At 56.1% G+C, this 1,532-nt stretch carries 1 protein-coding gene; it reads right to left on the bottom strand.

Features of this window, described 5'->3' with window-relative positions:
- Positions 1–78 precede the first annotated feature (78 nt).
- A complete protein-coding gene (locus ACR0AH_RS21085) occupies positions 79–1,452 on the bottom strand; it encodes a transposase (protein WP_170361228.1) in 1,374 nt (457 codons plus the stop codon).
- Between the last annotated feature and the right edge of the window lie 80 nt (positions 1,453–1,532).

Below are 1,532 nucleotides of genomic sequence, written 5' to 3' on the forward strand. Positions count from 1 at the left end.
CTTTGTCCGGATAGTGTTGAAAAAGTCGACGTTGGAACTGCCGATGAGCGATGGCAAAAGCCGCTTGGGATGTTCCTCTCAGCCTGTTGGTTCTGGTTGCGGGGCTAGTTTTGCGAGTTTCCTTAGGTTTTGAGCTGTGGCTGCGAGTTGGAACTGCTCATATGCACCTTTGGGTCCTCGAAGTCGCATCATCGGCACGCCGATGTATCGCTTCAGGTGGGCAAACAGCATCTCGACTTTCCGTCTTTGAATGAACGAGGTCATGTAGGCGTCTGTTTTTCGGATATCGCGGGCGGCGTCGCGTGCTGCTTCGTGGACGGAGCGAAGCACGTTTCGAGCTGGCTGTTTTGGACAGCAATTTGCCTTCAATGGGCATGCGTCGCAGTCGTGCTTTGACGCTCGATATTTGATGAACCCGTCTTTGCCGCCGTTCGGCTTTCGCGGTTTGGAGAAGTTCCGGCGATATGTTCGCAGCTCCTTGTTGCCAGGGCATGAGTAGCTGTCGGTCGCGGGGTCGTAGATGAAGTCTTCGCGTGAGAATGTGCCGTCCGTCCGTTTGGATTTATCCCAGACCGGGATGTGCGGGGCGATGCCGCGTTCTTCGACCAGCCAGCCCAGCATCTCTGCCGATCCGTAGCCTGTATCGCCAACCAACTTGTCTGGCGTCATGTCAAAGCGATCCGTGATGCGGTCGATCATCCGTCGCGCGGCAAAGGCCTCCGCGGTTCGGATCGGTACGGATGGTTCCACATCCACGATGACTGCATTGTCCAAATCCACCATGTAGTTGGTGGAATATGCAAAGAATGCGGCCCCTCCATCGGCGCCTGTCCAGCGCGCCGCAGGGTCCACCGGCGAGATGTATTTGGGGACGACTTTGGTGGACGCGCCGAATGCGGCGTCATCCAGCGTTTCGAGATATTCCTCAACCACGCGGGTGGTCAGTTCGGGGGGCAGACCTTCCTTGCTTTCAATCCCGCGTGTCTGGTTGGCATTCGCCGGGATCAGGCTGGCATCGACACCAAAACTCTCGCCGCCAACCAAACCCTCATCAATACAGCGTCTCAGAACGGTTTCGAAGAGATGTCGGAACAAACCGCTCTCCCGGAAACGCCCATGCCGGTTCTTCGAGAAAGTTGAATGGTCAGGCACCGGGTCAGTCAGGTCGAGCCTGCAAAACCATCTGTACGCCAGATTGACATGCACCTCTTCGCAAAGGCGGCGCTCGGACCTGATGCCTTGGCAGTAGCCCAACAACAGCATCCGGATCATCAACTCAGGGTCAATCGAAGGACGACCATGCGCGCTATAAGACGGTGCCAGAAGCGGTCGAACGTCTGACAGGTCAAGGAAACGATCAATGCCGCGTAGAGAGTGATCGGCAGGAACAAACTCGTCAATCGAGAACTCATAAAACAGCGCACCCTGCGCCACCTGCCTCGGTCCCATCATTGCTAAGTCCTCCACTCTCAAAACGAGTGAATCAGCGCCAGACCAACCAATCAACCGACTTTTTCAACACTATCTCCGCA

This window comes from Ruegeria sp. AM5, assembly GCF_056540645.1.